General features: G+C 71.3%; 13 protein-coding genes. 5 read left to right on the forward strand and 8 right to left on the reverse strand.

Going from position 1 to position 21,668, the window contains the following annotated elements; genetic code table 11:
• Window positions 1–75 precede the first annotated feature (75 nt).
• Together ACFRIC_RS12600 and ACFRIC_RS12605 are read right to left on the reverse strand one after the other, a co-directional pair.
• Window positions 76–1,371, reverse strand: coding sequence for a M18 family aminopeptidase (locus tag ACFRIC_RS12600; RefSeq protein ID WP_382783498.1), 1,296 nt, complete (start codon window positions 1,369–1,371; stop codon window positions 76–78).
• Window positions 1,372–1,699: 328 nt separating this feature from the next.
• Window positions 1,700–3,526 (reverse strand): acyl-CoA dehydrogenase, encoded by a 1,827-nt coding sequence (locus ACFRIC_RS12605; RefSeq protein ID WP_382783501.1) that lies wholly within the window; start codon window positions 3,524–3,526, stop codon window positions 1,700–1,702.
• Window positions 3,527–3,668: 142 nt separating this feature from the next.
• Between ACFRIC_RS12605 and ACFRIC_RS12610 the strand changes: the two genes are divergently transcribed.
• The 3 genes from ACFRIC_RS12610 to ACFRIC_RS12620 all read left to right on the forward strand — a co-directional run bounded on the left by ACFRIC_RS12610 (window position 3,669) and on the right by ACFRIC_RS12620 (window position 6,534).
• Window positions 3,669–4,160: an SseB family protein gene (locus ACFRIC_RS12610; protein WP_326786670.1), complete on the forward strand. Its 492-nt coding sequence runs from the start codon at window positions 3,669–3,671 to the stop codon at window positions 4,158–4,160.
• A gap of 155 nt (window positions 4,161–4,315) precedes the next feature.
• Window positions 4,316–5,293: a pirin family protein gene (locus ACFRIC_RS12615; protein ID WP_382783505.1), complete on the forward strand. Its 978-nt coding sequence runs from the start codon at window positions 4,316–4,318 to the stop codon at window positions 5,291–5,293.
• A gap of 122 nt (window positions 5,294–5,415) precedes the next feature.
• Window positions 5,416–6,534 carry an AI-2E family transporter gene (locus ACFRIC_RS12620; RefSeq protein ID WP_382783507.1) on the forward strand — a complete coding sequence of 373 codons (1,119 nt, stop codon included), beginning with the start codon at window positions 5,416–5,418 and terminating at the stop codon, window positions 6,532–6,534.
• Here ACFRIC_RS12620 and ACFRIC_RS12625 read toward each other — a convergent pair.
• Window positions 6,432–8,879 (reverse strand): SpoIIE family protein phosphatase, encoded by a 2,448-nt coding sequence (locus tag ACFRIC_RS12625; RefSeq protein WP_382783510.1) that lies wholly within the window; start codon window positions 8,877–8,879, stop codon window positions 6,432–6,434. The genes ACFRIC_RS12620 and ACFRIC_RS12625 overlap by 103 nt on opposite strands.
• Window positions 8,880–9,033: 154 nt before the next feature.
• Between ACFRIC_RS12625 and aspS the strand changes: the two genes are divergently transcribed.
• Window positions 9,034–10,797, forward strand: coding sequence for an aspartate--tRNA ligase (gene aspS, locus ACFRIC_RS12630; protein WP_382783513.1), 1,764 nt, complete (start codon window positions 9,034–9,036; stop codon window positions 10,795–10,797).
• 139 nt (window positions 10,798–10,936) lie between these two features.
• Window positions 10,937–11,866 (forward strand): intradiol ring-cleavage dioxygenase, encoded by a 930-nt coding sequence (locus ACFRIC_RS12635; RefSeq protein WP_382783516.1) that lies wholly within the window; start codon window positions 10,937–10,939, stop codon window positions 11,864–11,866.
• A gap of 115 nt (window positions 11,867–11,981) precedes the next feature.
• Here the strand turns inward: ACFRIC_RS12635 and ACFRIC_RS12640 are convergent, their stop codons facing one another.
• The 5 genes from ACFRIC_RS12640 to ACFRIC_RS12660 all read right to left on the reverse strand — a co-directional run bounded on the left by ACFRIC_RS12640 (window position 11,982) and on the right by ACFRIC_RS12660 (window position 21,607).
• Window positions 11,982–12,458 (reverse strand): hypothetical protein, encoded by a 477-nt coding sequence (locus ACFRIC_RS12640; RefSeq protein ID WP_382783519.1) that lies wholly within the window; start codon window positions 12,456–12,458, stop codon window positions 11,982–11,984.
• A 187-nt stretch (window positions 12,459–12,645) separates the two neighbouring features.
• Window positions 12,646–15,825, reverse strand: coding sequence for an FG-GAP-like repeat-containing protein (locus ACFRIC_RS12645; protein WP_382783521.1), 3,180 nt, complete (start codon window positions 15,823–15,825; stop codon window positions 12,646–12,648).
• A 195-nt stretch (window positions 15,826–16,020) separates the two neighbouring features.
• Window positions 16,021–17,745, reverse strand: coding sequence for a methionine--tRNA ligase (metG, locus tag ACFRIC_RS12650; RefSeq protein ID WP_382783524.1), 1,725 nt, complete (start codon window positions 17,743–17,745; stop codon window positions 16,021–16,023).
• 165 nt (window positions 17,746–17,910) lie between these two features.
• Complete coding sequence (locus tag ACFRIC_RS12655) at window positions 17,911–19,428, reverse strand: VWA domain-containing protein (RefSeq protein ID WP_382783527.1); 1,518 nt, start codon at window positions 19,426–19,428, stop codon at window positions 17,911–17,913.
• Between the two features lie 244 nt (window positions 19,429–19,672).
• Window positions 19,673–21,607: an FUSC family protein gene (locus ACFRIC_RS12660; protein WP_382783530.1), complete on the reverse strand. Its 1,935-nt coding sequence runs from the start codon at window positions 21,605–21,607 to the stop codon at window positions 19,673–19,675.
• Between the last annotated feature and the right edge of the window lie 61 nt (window positions 21,608–21,668).

Here is a 21,668-nt window from a genome sequence, read left to right on the forward strand (position 1 = left end):
GCGGAGGCGATCCCTCACACGAAACGGCACGCCGTCGCTCGCGACGGCGTGCCGTTGTCCTGACAGCCCGGAGAACTACCCCTCCAGGAACGCCACCAGCGCGTTCGTCAGCAGGAACGGGTCGTCCGCGGCGCAGAGTTCGCGGGCGCTGTGCATGGACAGGATCGCCACGCCGATGTCGACCGTCCGGATGCCGTGCCGTGCCGCCGTGATGGGGCCGATGGTGGTGCCGCAGGGCATGGCGTTGTTGGAGACGAAGGACTGGAACGGCACGCCGGCCTTCTCGCAGGCGGCGGCGAACACGGAGCGGCCCGAACCGTCGGTGGCGTAGCGGTTGTTGACGTTGACCTTGAGGATGGGGCCGCCGCCGGCGCGCGGGTGGTGCGTCGGGTCGTGCCGCTCGGCGTAGTTGGGGTGCACGGCGTGGCCGGTGTCGCAGGACAGGCAGACGGTGCCGGCGAAGGCGCGCGCCCGGTCCTCGTAGGAACCGCCGCGGGCGAAGACAGAACGTTCCAGCACTCCGCCGAGCAGCGGTCCGTCGGCGCCCGTGTCGCTCTGCGAGCCGTTCTCCTCGTGGTCGAAGGCGGCGAGGACCGGGATGTAGGGCAGGGCGGAGCCGGCCGTCGCGACCGCGGCCAGCGCGGCCGTGGCCGCGTGGACGGACAGCAGGTTGTCCATGCGGGGCCCGGCGAGCAGTTCCTTGTCGCGGCCCAGGTAGGCGGGGGGCTCGACGGAGTGGGTCATGAGGTCCCAGCCGGTGACCTGGCCCGCGGGCAGCCCCGACTCCTCCTCCAGGAAGGAGATCAGGTCGCCCTCGCGGGCGTCGCCGAGTCCCCAGACGGGCTGGAGGTGGCGCTGCTTGTCGAGCTTGAGTCCCTCGCTGCTGACGGAGCGGTCGAGGTGGATGGCGAGCTGCGGTACGCGCAGCAGGGGCCGGTCCACGTTGACCAGGCGGGTCGAGCCGTCCCGCAGCGACAGGCGTCCGGCCAGGCCGAGGTCCCGGTCGAGCCAGGAGTTCAGCAGGGGCCCGCCGTAGATCTCCACGGCGACCTGCCGCCAGCCGTGCGCCCCGGTGTCGGGCAGCGGCTTGACCCGCAGGTTCGGGGAGTCGGTGTGCGCGCCGATGATCCGGAACGGGGTGTGCGGCTCGGCGCCCTCCGGCACGTACCAGGCGATGATCGCCCCTCCGCGCAGCACGTACTTCCCGCCGGCGGTCCCCTCCCACGCGTCGGTCTCGGCGACCTGACGGAACCCGGCCTTCTCCAGCCGCTCGGCGGCGGTGGCCACGGCGTGGTACGGCGTCGGGCTCGCCGCGAGGAAGGACATGAGGTCGTCGGTGTGGCTGCGGTCGAACCGGGTGGGTGCACTCATGGGTTCACCTTAACGACGCACGAAGGCCCGCTCCCGGGGTTGGGAACGGGCCTTCGTAAGGGGGATGTGAAGGGTGGACACCTTGGGACACCTGAACGGCCGGACAGGCGCCGGGCGGGTGCCCGTCCGGCCGTACAGGGGCCGCCGGGGCCTAGGTCGTGTCCGCGAAGTCGCGCCTGCCCGGCGACGCCTGGCACGTACTCTCGCCGCACCGGGCGAAGACCCAAGTACGTCCAGTACGAGGGTCTGCGCCCGGCACGCCGAGAGCACGCACCAGACGCCGCCGGGCCCGCCCTTCGGGCGGACGACGCGACTTTGCGGACACGCCCTAGAAGGCGGCTTCGTCCAGCTCCATCAGGTCCAGGTCGACGCCCTCGGCGAGCTTGCGCGCTCCGGTGACGCCCGGCAGCACGTTGGCGGCGAAGAACTTCGCGGCCGCGATCTTGCCTGTGTAGAAGGGCTTGTCCTTCGCGGAGGCGGTCTCCAGCTTCTCCGCGGCGACGGCGGCACCGCGCAGCAGCAGGTAGCCGACGACCACGTCACCGGAGGCCATCAGGAGGCGGGTGGTGTTGAGGCCCACCTTGTAGATGTTCTTGACGTCCTGCTCGGTGGCGGCGAGGTCGGTCAGCATCAGGCCGACGATGGCCTCCAGCTCGACGGCGGCCTTGGCGAGCTGCTCGCGGGCGGCGGACAGCTCCTCGCCGCCGGTGCCGAGGGCCAGGAACTTCTTGATGTCCTCGGCGAGGGAGTTCAGCGCGGCGCCCTGGTTGCGGACGATCTTCCGGAAGAAGTAGTCCTGGCCCTGGATCGCGGTGGTGCCCTCGTACAGCGTGTCGATCTTGGCGTCGCGGATGTACTGCTCGATCGGGTACTCCTGCAGGAAGCCGGAGCCGCCGAAGATCTGGAGCGACTGGGCGAGCAGCTCGTAGCCCTTCTCGGAGCCGTAGCCCTTCACGATCGGCAGGAGGAGGTCGTTCAGGGCCTCGGCGGCGGCGGTGTCCTCGCCGGCCGCCTCCAGGACCTGGATCTCGTCCTGGATCGCGGCGGTGTGCAGGACCAGGGCGCGCATGCCCTCGGCGTAGGCCTTCTGCGTCATGAGCGAGCGGCGCACGTCCGGGTGGTGCGTGATGGTGACCTTGGGCGCGGCCTTGTCCATGAAGTTGGCCAGGTCGGTGCCCTGGACGCGCTCCTTGGCGTACTCCAGCGCGTTCAGGTAGCCGGTCGACAGCGTGGAGATGGCCTTCGTGCCGACCATCATGCGGGCGAACTCGATGATGCGGAACATCTGGCGGATGCCGTCGTGCTTGTCGCCGATCAGCCAGCCCTTGGCGGGGTGGCGGTCGCCGAAGGTCATCTCGCAGGTGTTGGAGGCCTTGAGGCCCATCTTGTGCTCGACGTTCGTCGCGTACACGCCGTTGCGCTCGCCCAGCTCGCCGGTCTCGAAGTCGAACTCGTACTTCGGGACGAGGAAGAGGGACAGGCCCTTGGTGCCGGGGCCGTGGCCCTCGGGGCGGGCGAGGACGTAGTGGAGGATGTTCTCCTCCATGTCGTGCTCACCGGAGGTGATGAAGCGCTTCACGCCCTCGATGTGCCAGGAGCCGTCCGCCTGCTGGGTCGCCTTGGTGCGGCCCGCGCCCACGTCGGAGCCGGCGTCGGGCTCGGTGAGGACCATGGTGGAGCCCCAGCGCTTCTCGACGGCCATCGTCGCGATGTGCTTCTGGACGTCGTTGCCCTCCTCGAAGAGGATGCCCGCGAACGCGGGGCCGCTGGAGTACATCCACACGGCCGGGTTCGCGCCGAGGATCAGCTCCGCGTAGGCCCAGATCAGGGAGCGGGGCGCGGTGGAGCCGCCGATCTCCTCGGGCACGCCGAGACGCCAGTACTCGGAGTCCATGAACGCCTTGTACGACTTCTTGAAGGAAGCCGGGACCGGCGCGGTGTTGGTCTCGGGGTCGAAAACCGGGGGGTTGCGGTCGGCGTCCGCGAAGGACTCGGCCAGCTCGTTCTCCGAGAGGCGGGTCAGCTCCGCGAGGATGCTCTTGGCGGTGTCCGTGTCCATCTCCGCGAACGGGCCGGTGCCGTACAGCTTGTCGCGCCCGAGCACCTCGAAGAGGTTGAACTCGATGTCGCGGAGATTCGACTTGTAGTGCCCCATGGCGACGGCTCCGTAAGAGATCGGCGAGGCACTGACTCCTCGCAACTGTGTCACGTACCAGCAAGTAGCTACGATGATGCTACCCGCCAGTAATAAGAAGCAACCCCGAGTGGGCCATATGTGGCCCACTACTCTTTGACGCATGTACGGCTACGAGCAGAACGCAGGCGCCCAGCAGGGGTACGTCCCGCCGCAGCAGCAGATGCCCGGCCAGATGCCGGACGGGCAGATGGCGGGCGGATACGGCCAGCAGCCGCCCCTGTACCCCGAGCCGTCCCCGCCGTCCCTGCCGGACGCGGTCCGCGCCTTCACCACGGGCGCCATGGCCGCCGAGGACTTCCAGCAGGTCTTCGCCACCTCGAAGGTCTACTGCCCGCGCGGTGACAACCCCGGATTCCTCGCGCTGCACAACACCCAGCAGCCCGTCATCCCGATGTTCAGCTCGCTCAAGGAGCTGCGCCGGTACGCGGGCAAGGAGTCCAAGTACTTCGTGATCACCGGTGCCGAGGTGATCGACCTGCTGCCCACGGGCTACGGCTTCGTGATCGACATGGAGGGCAAGCACCGGATGGTCTTCGACGCGAAGGCCGTGGAGCAGATGGTGGACTTCGCCATGCGCCGTATGTACGGCTGACGGGCCCCTTCGGGTGCCGCCGGCCCCCGGTGTCCGCTCGGCCGGATGCCTCTCGAACCTGTGACGCCCGGAGGGAATGCCCTCCGGGCGCGCTTCGTTATGGGTGGCAGAAAGTTCAACTCTCAACTAAACTCGAAGCACAAGGAGGTACCGACATGCCCGCAGTGACTGTCGAGAACCCGCTGGCCCTGCCCCGTGTGGCCGCGCCGGCCGACGCCGTGGACCGTCCCGTGCTCACGGTGACGACCGCGCCCCAGGGCTTCGAGGGTGAGGGTTTCCCGGTCCGCCGTGCGTTCGCCGGGATCAACTACCGGCACCTGGACCCGTTCATCATGATGGACCAGATGGGTGAGGTGGAGTACGCGCCGGGCGAGCCCAAGGGCACCCCCTGGCACCCGCACCGCGGCTTCGAGACCGTGACCTACATCATCGACGGCATCTTCGACCACCAGGACTCCAACGGTGGCGGCGGCACGATCACCAACGGTGACACCCAGTGGATGACGGCCGGGTCCGGCCTGCTCCACATCGAGGCGCCGCCGGAGCACCTGGTGATGTCGGGCGGCCTCTTCCACGGGCTCCAGCTCTGGGTGAACCTGCCGGCCAAGGACAAGATGATGGCCCCGAGGTACCAGGACATCCGGGGCGGCACCGTGCAGCTCCTGAGCACGCCGGACGGCGGCGCGCTCCTGCGGGTCATCGCCGGCGAGCTCGACGGTCACCAGGGTCCGGGCATCACGCACACCCCGATCACCATGGTCCACGCCACGCTGCGGCCGGGTGCCGAGATCACCCTGCCCTGGCGCGAGGACTTCAACGGCCTCGCCTACGTGCTGGCCGGACGCGGCAGCGTGGGCGCCGACCGCCGGCCGGTCCACACCGGCCAGACCGCCGTCTTCGGGGCGGGCTCCTCGCTGACCGTCCGGGCGGACGAGAAGCAGGACTCCAACACGCCCGACCTGGAGGTCGTGCTGCTCGGTGGCCGGCCGATCCGTGAGCCGATGGCCCACTACGGTCCGTTCGTGATGAACACCCGCGACGAGCTCCAGCAGGCCTTCGAGGACTTCCAGAAGGGCCGCCTGGGGACGATCCCGGCGGTGCACGGGATGTCGGAGGGCGGGCCGCGGTCCTAGGACCCGCAGGCACGCCGAAGGAAGCCCCGTCCGCCGCCGCGGACGGGGCTTCCTTCCGGGGTTCCTCCCCCGTTCGGACTTCACCGGGCGCCGGTCCGGCTGACGCATGGTCAGCTGGCAGGGTGCAGCTACTCCCCGAGGGCGCCCGGCGGTTGGCGGCCTGGTGTGTCGTGATCCTGCTGGCCGCCGGGGTGGGCTGGGTGGGGATCCTGCTGTGCGGGGAGTTCCGCACGGCGGTGGTGCCGGTGCTGCTCGCACTGCTCGGGACCGCCCTGCTGGGGCCCCTGTACCGGCGGATGGTCAGGGCACGGCTCAACCGTTCCCTCGCCGCCGCCCTGACCTGCGCCGCGGTGGCCGTCGTGGTCGGCGGTGCCGTCTACGTCGTCGTCGCCGCCCTCATCCACACCGGCGCCCAGATCGTGTCCTCGCTCCGGCAGGCGTCCCGCTCGGTCGCCGAGCGCTTCGGGGCGGCGGGCACCTCGCTCGACGACATCGCCGCCAACTCCAAGGACCTGCTCTCCAAGTTCGGCGGTACGGCCGCGTCCAACGTCGTCAGCGGCGTCAGCGTCGTGGCCGAGACCCTCGCCATGGCCTTCCTCGCCCTGCTGCTCGTGTTCTTCTTCCTGCGCGACTCGCACCGGGTGGCCGGCTCGCTCAGGTCGCTCGCGCCCCGGGGCACCGCCGACGTCGTCGAGGCCATGGCACGGCGGGCCTACGGCGCCGTCGAGGGCTTCATGCGCGGAACCACGATCATCGCGCTCATCGACGCCCTCTGCATCACCGTCGGACTCCTGGTGCTGCGGGTCCCGGGCGCGGTCGGGCTCGGCGCGCTGGTCTTCGTGGGGGCGTACATCCCGTATCTCGGGGCGTTCATCTCCGGCACGGTGGCCGTCCTGGTCGCGCTCGCCGACCGGGGGTTCGTCATCGCCCTGTGGACGCTCGGGGTCGTGCTCGCCATCCAGATGCTGGAGGGGTACGGCCTCCAGCCGATGATCCAGAGCCGGCAGGTGCAGATGCACCCGGCGGTGGTGCTGCTGGCGATCACGGCGGGCGCGTCCGTGGCGGGCGTCCTCGGCATGCTGCTCGCCGTCCCCCTGACGGCGGCGGCCTTCGGCGTCGTGCACGAACTCCGCGTGCGCTACGCGCCGGAGGAACCGGACGGGCCGCCCGGGCCGGAGGGACCGGGCACACCCGGATTCCCCGGAGTGCCGGGAGCACCGGGACCGTCGGCGGATTCGTAGCCGCCGGCGGGCTCGTGGATCCCGGCGGACGTCCGGCCGCCGGCGGGCCCGTCGCCCCCGGAGGAGCCGCCGGTTTCCGCCGGGCTCGCGTCCGTGGGGCCGGTGACCTCCGCCGCGTCGGCGAACGCGTCCCACGCGTCGAGCACCGCGGACTCGTCCGGGGCCCCTGTCCCGCCCGACTCGCCGGAGCCCGCGTCCGGCTCCTCGGCGAACTCGAACCAGATGCTCTTGCCCTGGCCCCGCGGGTCCACCCCCCACGCGTCCGCGAGCATCTCGACGAGCACCAGTCCGCGTCCGGACGACGCCAGCTCCCCGGGATGACGCCGGTGCGGCAGGTCGTCGCTGCCGTCGGTGACCTCGATGCGCATCCGCCGCTTGCCGGGTTCGCCCGCCACCTCGGCGACGAGCAGCGCGTCCGCGTCGGTGTGCACGAGGACGTTGGTGACCATCTCGGAGACGAGCAGGACCGCGGAGTCGAGCTGGTCGGCGGAGGCCCAGTCGTGCAGCAGCTCCCGGAGCTGCTGCCGGGCGTCCGCGATCCGCTCGGGTTCGGCCTGCGCCACGGTCAGCATCGTGCGGCGCAGCAGGGGCCGTACGGGCGCCGTGTCGTCGTCGGCCCCCGCGAGCGGCAGCCGGGACAGCAGCAGCACCGCGATGTCGTCCTCGCGCCGGTCGGCCAGCGGGCCGGTGGTGTGGTGGGAGGAGGGCCCGTGCACGGCCTGGACGAGCGCGTCGGCGAGGGTCTCCATGTCGCCGTCGTGGGATTCGAGGGTCCGGCGGATACGGCGCCAGCCGGTGTCGAGGTCGTGGCCGCCGGTCTCGATGAGCCCGTCGGTGCAGATCAGCATGGTCTCGCCCGGCTCCAGGACGAGCCGGGTGGTCGGGTAGTCGGCGTCCGGGTCGATGCCGAGCGGCAGCCCGCCCGCCGTGGGCCGCATCAGCACGGTTCCGTCCGCCATCCGTATCGCGGGGTCGGGATGCCCGGCCCGCGCGATGTCCAGCGTCCCGGTCGCCGGGTCGACCTCGACGTACAGACAGGTCGCGAAGCGCACGTCGGCGGGGTCCGCCGGTTCCTCGCCCGCCTCGGCGCCGCCGCTCGACCCGTAGGTCACCGAGTCGGTGACCCCGTAGAGGAAACGCGCGGCCCGTGACAGCACGGCGTCGGGGCGGTGTCCCTCGGAGGCGTAGGCGCGCAGGGCTATCCGGAGCTGGCCCATCAGGCCCGCCGCGCGGACGTCGTGGCCCTGCACGTCGCCGATGACCAGGGCGTAGCGGCCGGCCGGCAGCGGGATCACGTCGTACCAGTCGCCGCCGACCTGGAGGCCCCCGCCGGTCGGGACATAACGTGCGGCGACGCTCATGCCCGGCATCCGCGGGCCGAGCGTCGGCATCATCGAGCGCTGGAGGCCGTCGGTCAGCTCCCGCGCGGTCTCGGCGGCCTCGGCGCGGGAGAGCGCCTGCGCGAGCATGCGGGCGACGGTCGTCAGGACCGAGCGTTCGTCGGGCGTGAAGGTGACGGGGTAGGTGAAGGCCGCCATCCACGCGCCCATGGTGCTCCCGGCGACCGTGAGCGGCAGGAACGCCCACGACTGCCGTCCGAAGCGCTGGGCGAGGGGCCAGGAGGCCGGGTAGCGGGCCTTGTAGTCGTCGGGGGTGGAGAGGTAGACGGCACGGCCCGTGCGGACGACCTCGGCGGCCGGGTAGTCGGTGTCCAGCGACATGTGGGAGAAGGGTCCCTCGTCGCCCGGCTGGTGCCCGTGGTGGCCGATGATCGTCAGCCGGTCGCCCTCCGCGCCGAAGACGGCGAGACCGTCCGGTGAGAATCCGGGCATGGAGAGGCCCGCCGCCACCCGCAGCACCTCCGCGGTGGACCGGGCCTCGGCCAGGGCCCGTCCCGCGTCCAGCAGGAACGCCTCGCGGGAGCGGCGCCAGTCCCCGGTGACCGGGGTGCGCGCGGCGGCGCCCGGAGGCTGCTCGCTGACCTCCTGGAGGGTGCCGATCAGCTCGAACTGGCCCGTCTCGGGGTCGATGAGCGGCCTGGAGCGGCTGCGGACGGTGCGGAGCACCCGGCCGTGCCCGTCCATGATCCGCATCCGGGCCTCGGCGAGCGTGCCCTCGGCCACCGCGAGCTGCACCACCCCGTCCATCTCGTTCCAGTCGACGGGGTGGACATGGGAGCGCGCGCCCGCCTCGGTCAGGGTCGTCAGTTCCGCCGGCAGGCCGATCAGCCGTGCGGCCTCCGCGTCGAAGGTGACGAGTCCCGAGGCGTTGTCCCAGCGCCACACGCCGGTGGCGAGAGTGGCCAGGACGTCCCCCACCGCGGGCAGGGGCTCACCAGTGCGCATGCGCCCACTGTAGGAACAGGTGATCGGTGCCTGCCACCGATGCCCGGCGCGGCGCCGAGCGCCTAATGAGGGGGAGCCGAGGTGGGCTGCCCGGTACCCTGGGGGTGTTTCACGTGAAACAGCCCCCCAATCCGCGAAGACTGGATGAACCTCGATGCATCGGTACAGGTCCCACACCTGCGGCGAGCTCCGCGCCTCTGACGTCGGCAGTGACGTCCGGCTGAGCGGCTGGCTGCACAATCGCCGAGACCTGGGCGGCATCCTCTTCATCGATCTGCGCGACCACTACGGCATCACGCAGCTCGTCGCCCGCCCCGGCACCCCCGCCTACGAGGCCCTCGACAAGGTCTCCAAGGAATCGACCGTCCGTGTCGACGGCAAGGTCGTCTCGCGCGGCACCGAGAACGTGAACCCGGACCTGCCCACCGGTGAGGTCGAGGTCGAGGTGGGCGAGGTCGAGCTGCTCGGCGCCGCCCAGCCGCTTCCCTTCACGATCAACGCCGAGGACGGTGTCAACGAGGAGCGCCGCCTGGAGTACCGCTTCCTCGACCTGCGCCGCGAGCGCATGCACCGCAACATCCTGCTGCGTACGGCCGTGATCTCCGCGATCCGTCACAAGATGACGGCGCTGGGCTTCAACGAGATGGCCACCCCGATCCTCAGCGCCACCTCTCCCGAGGGCGCGCGCGACTTCGTGGTCCCCTCCCGGCTGAACCCCGGCAAGTTCTACGCGCTTCCGCAGGCGCCGCAGCAGTTCAAGCAGCTCCTGATGATCTCCGGCTTCGACCGGTACTTCCAGATCGCGCCCTGCTTCCGCGACGAGGACGCCCGCGCGGACCGTTCGCCGGGCGAGTTCTACCAGCTCGACGTCGAGATGTCCTTCGTCGAGCAGGAGGACGTCTTCCAGCCGATCGAGAAGCTCATGACGGAGCTGTTCGAGGAGTTCGGCGGTGGCCGTCACGTCACGTCGCCCTTCCCGCGCATCCCGTTCCGCGAGTCGATGCTGAAGTACGGCTCCGACAAGCCGGACCTGCGCGCCCAGCTCGAGCTCGTCGACATCACCGACATCTTCGAGGGCTCCGAGTTCAAGGCCTTCGCGGGCAAGCACGTGCGCGCGCTGCCGGTGCCGGACGTGGCCGGCCAGACGCGGAAGTTCTTCGACGGCCTCGGCGACTACGCGGTCGAGCAGGGCGCGAAGGGCCTGGCCTGGGTGCGCGTGGGCGAGGACGGCTCGCTGACCGGCCCGATCGCCAAGTTCCTCACCGAGGAGAACGTCGCCGAGCTGACCAAGCGCCTCTCGCTGGCTGCCGGTCACGCGGTGTTCTTCGGCGCGGGCGAGTTCGACGAGGTCTCGAAGATCATGGGCGCGGTGCGGGTCGAGGCCGCGAAGCGCTCGGGCAACTTCGAGGAGAACGTCTTCCGCTTCTGCTGGATCGTCGACTTCCCGATGTACGAGAAGGACGAGGACACCGGCAAGATCGACTTCTCGCACAACCCGTTCTCGATGCCCCAGGGCGGTCTGGAGGCCCTGGAGACCCAGGACCCGCTGGACATCCTGGGCTGGCAGTACGACATCGTCTGCAACGGCGTCGAGCTGTCCTCCGGCGCGATCCGCAACCACGAGCCCGAGATCATGCTCAAGGCCTTCGAGATCGCGGGCTACGACCGTGAGACCGTCGAGGAGCAGTTCGCCGGCATGCTGCGCGCGTTCCGCTTCGGCGCCCCGCCGCACGGCGGGATCGCCCCCGGCGTCGACCGCATCGTCATGCTGCTCGCGGACGAGCCGAACATCCGCGAGACGATCGCGTTCCCGCTCAACGGCAACGCGCAGGACCTGATGATGGGCGCGCCCACGGAGCTGGACGAGACGCGGCTGCGCGAGCTGCACATCTCGGTCCGCAAGCCGCAGCCGAAGTAGGCAGGCTCCGCGTCCCCCGAGGGTGACGCGCACGGAAGTGGCTCGGAACCAGCGATGGTTCCGGGCCATTCTCGTGTGACGGGTGAAAACACAGCCCGCACTCATGCTGCTGACAGGTCGGCTCCCTACGGTCCCGCGCATGACTGAGACCCAGGAACCAACGCACGAAGGGAACATGACCCGGCGCAGGGTCGTCGTCGCGGGCGGAATGGCCGTGGCGGCCGTGGGCGTGGGCGGCGCGGCCGCCGTGAACGCGTTGGCGGCGACACGGGACACGGCGACGGCCGGGTCCCGTGCGGAGACCTGCTACACGCTGACCTCGGAGTCGGTCGAGGGCCCCTACTACATCGACGCGGACAAGATCCGCCAGGACATCACCGAGGACCAGGCGGGCGTCCCCCTGACCCTCGTGCTCAAGGTGATCGACGCCGAGACCTGCGAGCCGGTCAGGAACGCGGCGGTGGACATCTGGCACTGCTCGGCGCTCGGTGTGTACTCCGGATACGAGGCGATGGGCAGCGGAGGCGGTGGAGGAGGTGGAGGCGGGCCGACCGGCACCCCGACCGGCACTCCGACCGGCGAACCCCCGTCCGGTCCCCCGCCCGGAGGCGGCGGCGGGCATGCCGAGCCGACCGACGACGAGCGGTATCTGCGCGGCACCTGGAAGACCGACCGGCACGGCCGCGTCACCTTCAGGACCGTCTTCCCCGGCTGGTACCAGGGCCGTTGCGTCCACATCCATGTGAAGGTCCATGTGGACGGCACCTGGACCGACGCGGGCTACGAGGGCGGCCACACCTGCCACACGGGCCAGCTCTTCTTCTCGGAGAAGTCGGTCCTGGCGTCGGCCGAGGTCGCCCCGTACTCCACGAGCACGATCACGCGCACGACGCTGGACGAGGACACGATCTACCCGGGCAACGGTCACGAGGGCGGTCTGCTGTACCTCGCCTACGACAAGAGGCACTTCGCCCGCGGCGTCCACGGCCGCCTGACGATGGGCGTCGCCCCGGCCGAGACCCACGACACCACGGACACCGCGCCGAGCCCCTCGGCCACGTCCTCCTGACGCCTCGGCACCCGAGAAGCACCGGGGCACGACGTGTTCCGGGCCCTTCGCCCCCTGACAGGCGTAGGGCCCGGAACACGGGTGTGCGGCAGGGCAGTCCGTGCAGGGGGTGTGCTCAGGTGTCGTACGTGCCGTCCCACGGCTCGGCGAAGCCGAGGCCGTCCGGGTACAGCTCGGCCCAGCCCTCGCCCTCGTCCACGCCCGTCACCAGGCCGAACCGGACGCCGTCGACGGTGAGCTGGAACGGGCGTATCGCGATGTCCGTGTACGAGCGCCGGGGCAGACTGCGGAGCAGCTTCGCCAGGTGGACGCGGGCGCGGGAGAGCACCGAGAACTCGCCGTACGGCGCCCCGTGCTGTTCGGCCCAGGTGCCGGCGCACCAGATCTCCGAGTCGCGGTAATGACCCTCGGCGTCGAAGGTGTGGAGCACGGTGTAGAGACGTTTGTGCTCTTCCCAGCCGTCGTCGGGACGGAACCCTTCGGGGAAGGCGTACGTGATCGACGCCAGGAACTGACCGTCCGCGTACCGGCCGATGGTCTCGGTGCGGTGCTTCGGTTCGTAGGCGATCGGAATGACCTCGGGGACTGCCATGGCGGAAACCATACGGGTGGCGGGGCACCGTGTGGAGCCGGGGTCCATTACGGATCGGCGGCAGTGGACGGAGGGTGGCTTTCCCGGCTCTTTGCCGGGTCTTCACCGGGCTCTCACCTGGTCTTCGGCGACGAAAAGGGGGCACAGGACGGGTCGTCCAGTGCCCCCTTCTCCAAGGCGGGAAGCCTCAGGAGATCGACCGGTATCCGCTCCAGCCGGTGGCTATTTTCGTGCGGGAGCCGAACGACCCCTTGCCGTCCCCGTCGTTGCGGTACAGGTTGCCGCCGGTGTCCCGGGAGACCAGGTCGGCCCTGCCGTCGTCGGTGATGTCACCGACGCCGACGACGACGTTGTAGGAGGCGCCCCAGTCGCCGAACACCTTGACCCGGGCGGCGAAGGTTCCGTCCCCCTTGCCGTTGTAGCGGTAGAGGGTGTTGGACGAGTCCTGGGCGAGCAGGTCGCCGATGCCGTCGCCGTCGAGGTCACCGGCCCCGACGATCTTCTTGTAGCCCTTCCAGGCGTCGTAGAGCTTCACGCGGGCCGACAGGGTGCCCGTGCTCGTCCCCTTGTAGAGGTAGACGGTCCCGGTGGACGCGACGCGCGCGATCAGGTCGGGCCGGCCGTCGCCGCTCACGTCGCCGGGCGAGGTCAGGACGTCGTACTGCGTCCAGCCGCTGCTCGCGAGCGTGGTGTACGAGGTCTTCGGGGTGACCGCCGCGCCGCAGCGCGGCTTGTACAGGCGCAGGGCTCCGCTGCTGTACCGGACGAGGAGGTCGTTGCAGCGGTCGCCGCTGAGGTCGCCGAAGGGCACGGCCTTGATGCTGGTGGCCCAGCCGGAGCCGCTGATCTTCTCCCCGAACTTTCCGGTGCCCGTGCCCGACTGGAAGGTCAGGCCGCCGGACGAATTCAGGGTGAGGAGGTCGCCGCGGCCGTCCACGCCGTCCACGCTGCCGAAGTCGTGCCGCACCGGAGCGCCTCCCTGGAGGAAGCCCTCACCGGTCGCCACGGTGACCGCCGATGCGGTGCCGGTGCCGGTGGCCTTCAGGGTCCAGGTGAACTGTCCGTTCGGGAAGCGGGCATTGTCGATCGTCGTGCCGGACCAGTCCGTGCCCACCCAGGCGCTCGACGCGCCTCCGGTGACCGTGCGGGTGGCCTTGCCCTTGGCGCCGCTCTGGACGGAGGTGAAGGTCACCGACCAGGAGGAGACCGGGCGGGACAGCAGCCAGAAGCCCTGGAAGGGCGTGCCGGAGCTGACGTAGCTCGTGGCCTCGGAGCTGAAGGCCGTCACGGCGGACGGGGCGACGCCGGTCGTGGCGACGTGCGTCTGCTCGAACGCGTCGAACCAGGCGACCAGGCCCGTGTACTCGTCCACGGTCCAGCGGTAGCGCCGGTCGGTGGCCGTGCCCTTCTCAGGGAGGCCGGAGGCGATGACACGGGTGGCGCCGGTGGCCGCCTCGGTCAGGACCAGGGTGCCCGCGGCGTGGTCGTGGCGGACGGTGAAGCCGTCGCCGAGGAGCACGTCGCCGCCGCTCACCGCGCGGGAGGTGGCGGCCTTGGTGTCGTACACGCCGGCCGAGCCCGTACCGCAGGTCCAGTAGACCCAGCGCCCCGCCGCCTGGAGCTCGCTCGGCACGCAGGACATGCCCGGAACGGTCACCGTCGCGAGGGTTTTGTCCTCGGTCAGGCTGTACGAGGTGAGCTTGCCCGCGGTGGAGCCGCTCCACAGGGTGGAGCCGCTGAGGGCGGCGGCGCGGACGGACCGCTTCAGCTTCTGGCCCTGGCCGAACTCGCCGACGTACTGCATCGGGGCCGAGCCGCCCGAGTTGTAGACGGCGTAGTCGTCGGACACGTCGACGATCGCGCCGCCCGCGGTGTGGAACTCCAGCGGGTTGTAGCCGATCGAGACCAGTTGGTCCGCGTTCTCCAGGCCGCTGCCGCCCTCGTCGCCGTCGTAGTACGTGTCGAGGTAGACGTCTCGGGGCCCGTCGCCGTAGTTGCCCCACAGGACCGAGCAGGTGACGCCGGCGTAGGGGCACTCGGGGCTGACGGAGCCGCTCTCCGTGGCGGCGGTCGCGGTCAGTTTGCCGCCGACCGTGCCGACGGAGCGCCACGAGGTGGTGTCGGAGGCACTGGAGGGCTTGTCTTCCGCCACACGGAGGTAGCCGCGGCTGAGCGCGAGGCCGGTCTTGGCGTTCTCGTAGGGAACGACCTTGTGCACCTTCTCCAGCCGCGGGGTGCCGTCGGAGGCGAGGGAGACGCGCTGGATCCACCAGTCGCCCGCGCTGGTGCCGCCGGTGACGAGCGCGTCTCCGTCGGGGGTGGCGAGCGGGGTGCCGTAGGACCAGGTGAGCAGGGTCTTCCTGCTGCCGCCGGCCAGCGGATCGGCCGTGACGGCCCCGCCGGAGGTGGCGAGGACCAGCCAGTCGCCGACGAGGACGGGGACGGGTGAGCCGGCGATGCCCTCGCCCGCCACCGGGACCGTCTCCGCGGCGGTGAGGTCGGCACGCGGCTTGAGGTGCAGTCCGGCGGTCTCGGTGTACCAGCCGACGCGGTCGTCGCTGAGCACCAGGTCCGGGGAGGCGTCCAGGCCGGTGAAGACCGGGGTGAGCCGTGCGGTCGCGAAGTCGAGGTAGGCGACGGTGTACGAGGTGGTCCCGGCCGCGTCCGCGGCGCTGTAGGTCAGCAGGAAGCCGTTCTCGTCGCCCGTCTGCGTGACGGTCTTGGACCACCAACTGTCGGCGGGGTAGCCGTCGACCACGCGGTCACGCTGCTCGCCGTCGACGAGGTCGACCAGGTGCAGGCGGTAGTGCTCGGGGTGGTCGGTGGTGATGAAGCTGTTGTGCTCGACCGCGACGACCGTCTCGCCGTAGGTGCCCACGTAGTCGGACGGGTCGAGGTCGACGGTCCGCAGGGCGCTGCCGTCCGGCTTCCACAGCGACACCGGGTCGCCGTAGGAGGCGTGCGGCAGGGCCACGGTGTCGGCGGCCTGCCCGTACATGCCCGAGGCGCAGCGGGCCTGGATGTCGTAGCAGGTGGTGGTGGTCGGCTTGTAGACGCCGGTGGGTCCCTGGACGGTGACGGTGGTGTCGTTCGCGTAGTCCGTCCACAGCAGGCCCGCGACTCCGGCCTGCCGGTGCAGGAACCCGGTCGTGCCGGCGGTGAGCAGCCGGTCGGAACGCGGGGTGTCGCTGCTCGGATCGTCGAGCAGGATCTCCGACGTCCCCGTACCGGCCGCAGGGGCGGCCTGCGCGCTGCCGGCGCCGTCCGGGGTGCCGGCGAACAGGGTGATGGTGCCGGCCGCCAGGGCGACCGCGAGCGTGGAGACGAGGGCGGACGTGCCGCCCCGTCTCGGGGCGTTTCTGCCCACGTGAAGTGTCCCTCCCCGCGAGGGCCCCCGCCCTCGCACAAGTGCGCGGATGCTAGCAGGAGGTGACGACCGGTCTGATGGTCAGGGTCTGGTAAAGCTGCTGGTGGACCGGCTCGCTTCCCGGCGGCTCGGGCGGGTCGTGGCATGCGAAGGGCCCGGGAACCGTGGTTCCCGGGCCCTGTCGCGCGGTGGCCGTTACTCCGGTGCGCCGCCGAAGCGCTCCTTGTACGACTCCAGGTCCTCGTCCGTGATCTTGGCGAAGAGGACCGGGGGGACGGTGAAGGGGGTGCCGGCGGGGAGGAAGGACAGGGCGCGGGCCTCGTCGGCGCTCACCCAGGTCGCCGTGTCGTCCGCGAGGGCGAAGGCCGAGCGCATCGCACGGGCGGACGCCGGGATGAAGGGCTCCGAGACCACCGAGTACAGGTGGATCAGGTTCATCGCCGTACGCAGCGTCAGCGCGGCACCCTCCGGGCTGGTCTTGATCTCCAGCCAGGGGGCCTTCTCCTCCAGGTAGGAGTTGCCCGCGGACCACAGGGCGCGCAGCGCGGCGGCCGCCTTGCGGAACTGGAGGGCCTCCATCTGGGACTCGTACTCGGCGAGCAGGCCCGCGATCTCGGTGCCCAGCTTCGCCTCGGCCTCGCCGGCCTCCGCACCCGCCGGGACCTCCTCGCCGAAGCGCTTCTTGGAGAAGGACAGGACGCGGTTGACGAAGTTGCCGAGGGTGTCGGCCAGGTCCTTGTTCACCGTGGCGGTGAAGTGCTCCCAGGTGAACGAGGAGTCGTCCGACTCGGGGGCGTTGGCGATGAGGAAGTAGCGCCAGTAGTCGGCGGGCAGGATGTCCAGCGCCTGGTCCGTGAAGACACCGCGCTTCTGGGACGTGGAGAACTTCCCGCCGTAGTACGTCAGCCAGTTGAAGGCCTTGACGTAGTCGACCTTCTTCCACGGCTCGCGCACACCCAGCTCGGTGGCCGGGAACATCACGGTGTGGAAGGGCACGTTGTCCTTCGCCATGAACTGCGTGTAGCGGACCGGGTTCTCGCCGGAGTCCGCGTCGTACCACCACGACTTCCAGTCGCGGTTCTCCGTGTCCTGGTCGGACCACTCCTTCGTCGCGCCGATGTACTCGATCGGGGCGTCGAACCAGACGTAGAAGACCTTGCCCTCGGCCGCCAGCTCGGGCCACGTGTCGGCCGGGACCGGGACACCCCAGTCCAGGTCACGGGTGATCGCGCGGTCGTGCAGGCCCTCGGTCAGCCACTTGCGGGCGATGGAGGAGGCGAGCTGCGGCCACTCCGACTCGTGCCGGGCCACCCACTCCTCGACCTCGTGCTGGAGCTTGGACTGGAGGAGGAACAGGTGCTTCGTCTCGCGGACCTCCAGGTCCGTCGACCCGGAGATCGCCGAACGCGGGTCGATCAGGTCCGTGGGGTCGAGGACGCGCGTGCAGTTCTCGCACTGGTCGCCGCGGGCCTTGTCGTAACCGCAGTGCGGGCAGGTGCCCTCGACGTAGCGGTCCGGCAGGAAGCGGCCGTCGGCGGGCGAGTACACCTGCCGGATCGCGCGCTCCTCGATGAAGCCGTTCTCGTTCAGGCGGCGCGCGAAGTGCTGGGTGATCTCGCGGTTCTCCGGGCTGGAGCTGCGGCCGAAGTAGTCGAAGGCCAGCTCGAAGCCGTCGTACACGGCCTTCTGCGCGTCGTGCGCCTGCGCGCAGAACTCGTCGACCGGCAGGCCGCGCTCCTTGGCCGCCAGCTCGGCGGGGGTGCCGTGCTCGTCCGTCGCGCAGATGTACAGGACGTCGTGGCCGCGCTGGCGGAGGTACCGGGAGTACACGTCCGCCGGGAGCATGGACCCCACCATGTTGCCCAGGTGCTTGATCCCGTTGATGTACGGAAGGGCGCTGGTGATGAGGTGTCGAGCCATCGCGGGCTGCTCCCAGGTCGCTGCGTGGGGCGACGATCGCGTCCGGATTCCGGGGGGCGGGTCGTCGTCGGTGAACCTTGAAATCGTAGCCGACATGGGTGGGCCGCCCGCTTCCCGTTTTAAGGCGTGGGAAGGGGGCGGCCGGGGTGGTGCGCGGACGGGGGGTTACGGGCGCCAGTTCTCCAGCACGCCGTCGTAGACCTCGACGTCGGTCAGCTCGCGCGGGGCCGGGCCCGCGTGGAAGAAGGCCGTGTTCCCGGTCTTCAGCTTGCGCAGGTAGTCGAAGGCCTTGTTGTCGTGCTCGCCGAAGGCGACGAACGAGAAGAAGACGCCCGGGTGGTTCTTCGCCGCGTCCGTGAGGGACTGGGTGGCGGGGGTCTTCGCGTCCGGGGCGCCGTCCGTCTGGAAGATCACCAGGGCGGGGGCGGCGGAGCCGGAGCGCTGGTGGTGGGTGACGACCTCCTCCACGGCGGCGTGGTAGCTCGTACGGCCCATGCGGCCGAGGCCGGCGTGCAGGTCGTCGATCTTGTTCTCGTGCTCGGCGAGGGTGAGGGTGCCGGTGCCGTCCAGCTCCGTGGAGAAGAAGACGACGTGGACGGTCGCCTCCGGGTCCAGGTGGGCGGCGAGGGCCAGGGCCTGCTCGCCGAGGGCCTGGGCGGAGCCGTCCTTGTAGTAGGCGCGCATGGACGACGAGCGGTCGAGGACCAGGTAGACCTTGGCGTGCTTGCCGGTGAGGTCGTGCTTCTGGAGGGCCGTGGCTGCCTCCTGGTATGCCGTGACCAGGGCCGGGGCCTCGGCCTTGACCCGGACGAGCACGTCCGGCTCCGCCGCGGTCACCAGGTCCACCTCGGGCTCGGTCACCGGCTCCGCCGCCGGCTCGGGCGCGGCCACCGGCTCGGTCACCGGCTCCGCCTCGGCCTGGACCTCGGGCTCGGTGACCGGCTCCGCCTCGGGCTCGGCTGCGGCTTCCGCCTCGGCTTCGCCTTCGGCGGGGGTGTTCCCACCCGCACCACCCGTGCTGCTCTCGTCGTCGGCTGCGGGTGCCTCCTGTGGGGCCTCGCCGCCGTCGGCGACCGCGGGCTCGTCCGCCTGAACGGCCTCGGCGACCGGCTCGGCCACCGGCTCCACCTCGGGCGCAGCCTCGGCTTCGGCCTCGGCGACCGGCTCGGCCACCTGCTCCGCAGGGGCTTCCGCCTCGGGGGCAGCCTGGGTCTCGGCGACCGGCTCCGCCTCGGGCTCTTCGGCGGCTTCCGGCTCGGGCGCGACCTCGGCGACCGGTTCGGCCTCCGCTTCCGGGGCGGGCTCGGGCTCAGGCGCAGCCTCGGGCGCGACCTCGGCGACCGGCTCGGCCTCCGCTTCCGGGGCGGGCTCGGGCTCGGGGGCCGGGGTTTCGTCGGTGGGGTCCGCCGGAGCGGTTTGCTTGGGGACCGTCACGTTGTCGAAGGCGGCCGACACGAGTTCGTCGACCACCGAGGGTTCGGGCTCGGAGGCGGGAGCCGGGATTCTCGGCTCGGCCTCCGGTGCTGAGCTGGAGGCCGGCTCGGCCTCGGGGGAATGTGTCGGCTCCCCGGCGGGAGCCGGGACCGTCGCGGTCGACGTGGCCTCTCGCGAGGTCTCCGCGTCAGCGTCACGACCCTTGCGTGAGCGGCCGAACGCATTCCGCAGGAGAGTGAGAATGCCCATGTGCGCAACCCTTCGCGTGAGTTGATCCCGTCAATCCCTGGCCAGGACGGACACGTAAGGTTAGCGGCCATAGATGGTGATCTTCGGCAGGGGCGGCGCTCCGGACAACCGTCGCGTCAACCCCCCTACAGCGCCCACGGGTTCACTTTCCTACCATGGTGATTTGTCGGAATTCCGAGTTCCGTCCGTCCCGCGCGTGAACGTCGGGACGATGGCCGAATAGTCGGTGCCGACGCCTCCCGTGTCAATGAGGCGAGGCGATCGCCCTGGCCGCCGCGACCTCCTGCCGCACCGGTTCGAGGACGCTGCCCGCGGGCCCGGTGAGATCGGTGCGGACGGCGAAGAGCACGTCCGTCTCGCGCAGCCCCTCGGACAGCTCCCTGAGCTGGCGCGCGATGGTGGAGATCTCGGCGGCGGACGGCTCGGCCGCGCCCTGCCGGACCCGGACCCGGGCGGCGGTCGTGGCGTCCACGATCCGCTCGACGGCGACGACGAGCGGCATCCAGGCCGCGGCCCGGCGCCCGTTCGGCGGCGGTTCGGTCAGCGCGCGCTGGAACTCCGTACGGATGGAGGACAGGTCGCGGTACAGCCGGCGCCTGCTGCGGGCGCGGGCCGCCGGCTCGGCGGCGTCCCCGAAGGCCAGCTCGACATAGCCGGCGGTGTCGGCGACCGCGTCCGCGAGCCGGTCGCCGACCCGGGCGTGCCAGCTCTCCGGCCAGAGCAGGTATCCGGCCACCAGGGCGATGCCGCAGCCGATCAGGGAGTCGACCAGGCGGGGGACGACGAGCCCGGTCCCCTGGTGGTTGAGGGTGTCGGACAGCAGCAGGATCACCGGGGTGATGGCGGCGGTCTGGTAGCCGTAGCCGCGCGGGGTCAGGGCCGGGATGAGCGCGCCGAGCGCCATCAGCACGGGTACGTCCCACCAGCCGCGCGGCACCAGCGTCAGCACGGTCGCCGCGACCACCAGGCCCGCGACCGTGCCGAGGGCGCGCAGCAGGGCCCGGGAGAAGACGGAGCCGTAGTCGGGCTTCATGACGAAGGTGATGGTGAGCGCGACCCAGTAGGAGCGCGGGACTTCGACGGTCGAGACGAGCACCTGGGCCACGCCGATGCACAGGGCGAGGCGGGTGCCGTAGCGCCAGGAGGCCCCCGACAGCAGGACGTTGCGGGTGGCGCGGGCGGCACGGACACGCAGCGCGGCGGGCCGGCCGAGGCGGTCGTCGAGGGTGTGCGGGTCCGGGGAGCGGTGGGTCACGACCCGGGCGGCGTGCCGCAGGGCGTGGTCGACGGCGCGCGCGGTCTCGTCGGCGGGGGCGGGCAGCCGCAGTTCGAGGGGGTCGGTGCCGCCGGTCTCGACGGTGTCGGCGAGCAGGCTCACGGCGGCGGGGATCGAGGCGGGCAGCGGCTCGCCCCGCTGGTGGGCGGCGGGCGCGGCCTCGACGACCGGGGTGACGGCGTTGAGCTGGGCGAGCAGCCGGACGAGGTCGGGGCTGCGGCCGTGGTGGAAGGCGCGCCGGGCCAGGACGAGGTCGTACGACTCGTTCAGGGACTGGGTGACGGCGAGGCGGAGACGGCCGTAGTCGTCGGTGCCGCTCGCGGCGAGCAGGGCGGCGACGGTGCGGTAGGTGTCCGCGACGGCGGACCGCTCCGGCACCCCCGAGCGCAGCGGCCAGGCGAGCAGGGTCAGCGCCAGCACGAGGAGTCCGCCGCCGGCCATCAGCAGCGGGGCGAGCCACCAGGAGCCGGGCAGCGGAAGTCCGGCGCCGATCACGCAGTTGAGGAGCAGCAGCAGCCCGGTCACGGAGGCGACGGCGCCGATCGACGAGATCATCCCGGAGACCAGCGCGACCAGGGTCACCGTGACGACCGCGGTCCAGCCCTGCCCGTAGACCGCCGCGCCGATCGTGACGCCGATCGCGCCGAAGAGCTGGGGGACGGCGATGTTGAAGATCCGCATGCGGTACGCGTCGGCGGTGTCGCCGATGACTCCGGACAGCGCGCCCATGGAGGCGAGGGCGCCGTACGCGGGCTGTCCGCAGGCGAGGCCGACGGCGAGGGGGAGCGCCAGCGCGACGGCGGCGCGGACGGCGGCGGCCCGGTTGACGGGGGCCTGTTGCGGCCGGAGGTTCCTGACCAGCCAGTCGGGAGGGGTGAGACCGACGGGGAACTCGCGGGACATGCCCCAAGTATGGCGGTTTCCCCGGAGCGGCCCCGGGGGCGGTCCCACCGGTGGAGGGGGA

It is taken from the genome of Streptomyces sp. NPDC056738, from assembly GCF_042790435.1.
In the GTDB taxonomy this organism is placed as follows: Bacteria; Actinomycetota; Actinomycetes; order Streptomycetales; family Streptomycetaceae; genus Streptomyces.